General features: G+C 54.6%; 2 rRNA genes. Both read left to right on the top strand.

The window, feature by feature from the left end:
• Positions 1-1,439 (top strand): 16S ribosomal RNA (locus AC07VC_RS16200); the annotation flags it as partial.
• Positions 1,440-1,865: 426 nt separating this feature from the next.
• Positions 1,866-4,985 (top strand): 23S ribosomal RNA (locus AC07VC_RS16205).
• Positions 4,986-5,083 lie beyond the last annotated feature (98 nt).

Genomic DNA, 5,083 nt, shown 5'->3' on the forward strand with positions numbered 1-5,083 from the left:
TGCTCTGGCGGATCAGTGGCGAACGGGTGAGTAACACGTGAGTAACCTGCCCCCGACTCTGGGATAACTGCTAGAAATGGTAGCTAATACCGGATATGACGACTGGCCGCATGGTCTGGTCGTGGAAAGAATTTCGGTTGGGGATGGACTCGCGGCCTATCAGGTTGTTGGTGAGGTAATGGCTCACCAAGCCTACGACGGGTAGCCGGCCTGAGAGGGTGACCGGCCACACTGGGACTGAGACACGGCCCAGACTCCTACGGGAGGCAGCAGTGGGGAATATTGCACAATGGGCGCAAGCCTGATGCAGCAACGCCGCGTGAGGGATGACGGCCTTCGGGTTGTAAACCTCTTTTAGTAGGGAAGAAGCGAAAGTGACGGTACCTGCAGAAAAAGCACCGGCTAACTACGTGCCAGCAGCCGCGGTAATACGTAGGGTGCAAGCGTTGTCCGGAATTATTGGGCGTAAAGAGCTCGTAGGCGGTTTGTCGCGTCTGCTGTGAAATCCCGAGGCTCAACCTCGGGTCTGCAGTGGGTACGGGCAGACTAGAGTGCGGTAGGGGAGATTGGAATTCCTGGTGTAGCGGTGGAATGCGCAGATATCAGGAGGAACACCGATGGCGAAGGCAGATCTCTGGGCCGTAACTGACGCTGAGGAGCGAAAGCATGGGGAGCGAACAGGATTAGATACCCTGGTAGTCCATGCCGTAAACGTTGGGAACTAGATGTGGGGACCATTCCACGGTCTCCGTGTCGCAGCTAACGCATTAAGTTCCCCGCCTGGGGAGTACGGCCGCAAGGCTAAAACTCAAAGGAATTGACGGGGGCCCGCACAAGCGGCGGAGCATGCGGATTAATTCGATGCAACGCGAAGAACCTTACCAAGGCTTGACATATACCGGAAACGCGCAGAGATGTGCGCCCCGCAAGGTCGGTATACAGGTGGTGCATGGTTGTCGTCAGCTCGTGTCGTGAGATGTTGGGTTAAGTCCCGCAACGAGCGCAACCCTCGTTCTATGTTGCCAGCACGTAATGGTGGGAACTCATAGGAGACTGCCGGGGTCAACTCGGAGGAAGGTGGGGATGACGTCAAATCATCATGCCCCTTATGTCTTGGGCTTCACGCATGCTACAATGGCCGGTACAAAGGGCTGCGATACCGTAAGGTGGAGCGAATCCCAAAAAGCCGGTCTCAGTTCGGATTGAGGTCTGCAACTCGACCTCATGAAGTCGGAGTCGCTAGTAATCGCAGATCAGCAACGCTGCGGTGAATACGTTCCCGGGCCTTGTACACACCGCCCGTCAAGTCATGAAAGTCGGTAACACCCGAAGCCAGTGGCCTAACCGCAAGGGAGGAGCTGTCGAAGGTGGGATCGGTGATTAGGACTAAGTCGTAACAAGGTAGCCGTACCGGAAGGTGCGGCTGGATCACCTCCTTTCTAAGGAGCATGTGCACCTCTCCTCTGTATACAGGGAGATCAAGGGTGCCAAGTCACGCGTCAGGCGCATGTCCTGGTGGTGGCGCTCATGGGTGGAACATTGACATTGATGCCGGCTGATTCGTCGTGCTGCTAGTACGCCTCCTTGTGGGGTGGGAACGTGGTGCGGGGTGTCGAGGGCATGTTGCACGCTGTTGGGTCCTGAGGGACCGGGCCGCACCTTCGGGTGTGTCTGGTTTCTTGTCGGACCCTTTCCGTCGTCCTGTTGTGGATGATGGTGGGGTACCGCCCGTATATTGAGAACTACACAGTGGACGCGAGCATCTTAGATTCACCGGTTTACCGGTGGATCACAAAGATCTATTTATAGATCATTGGTCAATTCTGTCTCCTCTAGGGGAGGCGAAACGATTCAATCTCATGTGATTTCAAGATTCTAAGAGCAAACGGTGGATGCCTTGGCATCTGGAGCCGAAGAAGGACGTATAAATCTGCGATAAGCCTCGGGGAGCTGATAATAGAGCTGTGATCCGAGGATCTCCGAATGGGGAAACCCCGCCAGGCCCTTTGGGTGACCTGGTGACTCCCGCCTGAATATATAGGGCGGGTAGAGGGAACGTGGGGAAGTGAAACATCTCAGTACCCACAGGAAGAGAAAGCAAAAGCGATTCCGTTAGTAGTGGCGAGCGAAACCGGAAGAGGCCAAACCGATCATGTGTGATATCCGGTAGGAGTTGCATGGTCGGGGTTGCGGGACTTTCCGTACAGTTCTACCGAGCTGTGAGGGCAATGAGCGCGATATAGACGAATGGTCTTGAAAGGCCAGTCATAGAGGGTGCGAACCCCGTAGTCGAAATGTCGTCGCCTGTCCGGAGAGTATCCCAAGTAGCACGGGGCCCGAGAAATCCCGTGTGAATCTGTCAGGACCACCTGATAAGCCTAAATACTCCCAGATGACCGATAGCGGACAAGTACCGTGAGGGAAAGGTGAAAAGTACCCCGGGAGGGGAGTGAAATAGTACCTGAAACCGTTTGCTTACAAACCGTTGGAGCACCCTTGTTGGTGTGACAGCGTGCCTTTTGAAGAATGAGCCTGCGAGTTAGTGATATGTGGCGAGGTTAACCCGTGAGGGGCAGCCGTAGCGAAAGCGAGTCTTAATAGGGCGTATGAGTCGCATGTTCTAGACCCGAAGCGAAGTGATCTATCCATGGCCAGGTTGAAGCGACGGTAAGACGTCGTGGAGGACCGAACCCACTTCAGTTGAAAATGGAGGGGATGAGCTGTGGATAGGGGTGAAAGGCCAATCAAACTTCGTGATAGCTGGTTCTCTCCGAAATGCATTTAGGTGCAGCGTTGCGTGTTTCTTGCCGGAGGTAGAGCTACTGGATGGACGATGGGCCCCAAAAGGTTACTGACTTCAGCCAAACTCCGAATGCCGGTAAGTGAGAGCGCAGCAGTGAGACGGTGGGGGATAAGCTTCATCGTCGAGAGGGAAACAACCCAGACCACCATCTAAGGTCCCTAAGCGCGTGCTAAGTGGGAAAGGATGTGGAGTTGCATAGACAACCAGGAGGTTGGCTTAGAAGCAGCCACCCTTGAAAGAGTGCGTAATAGCTCACTGGTCAAGTGATTCCGCGCCGACAATGTAACGGGGCTCAAGCACGCCACCGAAGTTGTGGCATTTATATTATAGGCAGGCCTTCGTGGTCCAGCCGTATGGATGGGTAGGAGAGCGTCGTGTGGCCAGCGAAGCGGCGGTGTGAACCAGCCGTGGAGGCCACACGAGTGAGAATGCAGGCATGAGTAGCGAAAGACGGGTGAGAAACCCGTCCTCCGAAAGACCAAGGGTTCCAGGGCCAGGCTAATCCGCCCTGGGTAAGTCGGGACCTAAGGCGAGGCCGACAGGCGTAGTCGATGGACAACGGGTTGATATTCCCGTACCGATGAAGAACCGCCCAAGACAATCCAGTAATGCTAAGTGTCTGAATCCTTGATTCGATCCCTTCGGGGTGACGGTCTTGGCCTAGCACACGACCCTACGCTGGGGCGTTTAGCGTATTAACAGGTGTGACGCAGGAAGGTAGCTGAGCCGGGCGATGGTTGTCCCGGTCTAAGGATGTAGGGCAGAAGATAGGCAAATCCGTCTTCTATGTAGCCTGAGACCCGATGGGTAGTCCTCACGGACGAAATCAGTGATCCTATGCTGCCGAGAAAAGCATCGACGCGAGGTTCCAATCGCCCGTACCCCAAACCGACTCAGGTGGTCAGGTAGAGAATACTAAGGAGATCGAGAGAATCGTGGTTAAGGAACTCGGCAAAATGCCCCCGTAACTTCGGGAGAAGGGGGGCCTGAGGCGTGTAGGGATTTACTCCTGAAGCGTTTGAAGGCCGCAGAGACCAGTGGGAAGCGACTGTTTACTAAAAACACAGGTCCGTGCTAAGTCGCAAGACGATGTATACGGACTGACGCCTGCCCGGTGCTGGAAGGTTAAGAGGAACGGTTAGCACGCAAGTGCGAAGCTGAGAATTTAAGCCCCAGTAAACGGCGGTGGTAACTATAACCATCCTAAGGTAGCGAAATTCCTTGTCGGGTAAGTTCCGACCTGCACGAATGGCGTAACGACTTCCCAGCTGTCTCAACCGCGAACTCGGCGAAATTGCACTACGAGTAAAGATGCTCGTTACGCGCAGCAGGACGGAAAGACCCCGTGACCTTTACTACAGCTTGGTATTGGTGTTCGGTGTGGCTTGTGTAGGATAGGTGGGAGACTGTGAAGCTCGGACGCTAGTTCGGGTGGAGTCATTGTTGAAATACCACTCTGGTCACTCTGGATATCTAACTTCGAACCGTAATCCGGTTCAGGGACAGTGCCTGGTGGGTAGTTTAACTGGGGCGGTTGCCTCCTAAAAAGTAACGGAGGCGCCCAAAGGTTCCCTCAACCTGGTTGGTAATCAGGTGTCGAGTGTAAGTGCACAAGGGAGCTTGACTGTGAGACTGACAAGTCGAGCAGGGACGAAAGTCGGGACTAGTGATCCGGCAGTGGCTTGTGGAAGCGCTGTCGCTCAACGGATAAAAGGTACCTCGGGGATAACAGGCTGATCTTGCCCAAGAGTCCATATCGACGGCATGGTTTGGCACCTCGATGTCGGCTCGTCGCATCCTGGGGCTGGAGTAGGTCCCAAGGGTTGGGCTGTTCGCCCATTAAAGCGGTACGCGAGCTGGGTTTAGAACGTCGTGAGACAGTTCGGTCCCTATCCGCTGCGCGCGTAGGAAATTTGAGAAGATCTATCCCTAGTACGAGAGGACCGGGATGGACGAACCTCTGGTGTGTCAGTTGTTCCGCCAGGAGCACCGCTGATTAGCTACGTTCGGAACGGATAACCGCTGAAAGCATCTAAGCGGGAAGCCGGCTTCGAGATGAGATTTCCATCCCTTTCAGGGTGAAGGCTCCCGGCTAGACTACCGGGTTGATAGGCAGGATGTGGAAGCGAGGACTAAAGACTCGTGGAGCTGACCTGTACTAATAAGCCGATATCTTGAAAACACTTTGCTTGCGTCCACTATGTGGTTCCCGATATACGGTCGGGTACTAATTGAACAACCAGCTTGACTGGTCGATTCATCACAGTTTTCATGCCCCGT

It is taken from the genome of Clavibacter sp. GW821-FHT01D01, from assembly GCF_059422605.1.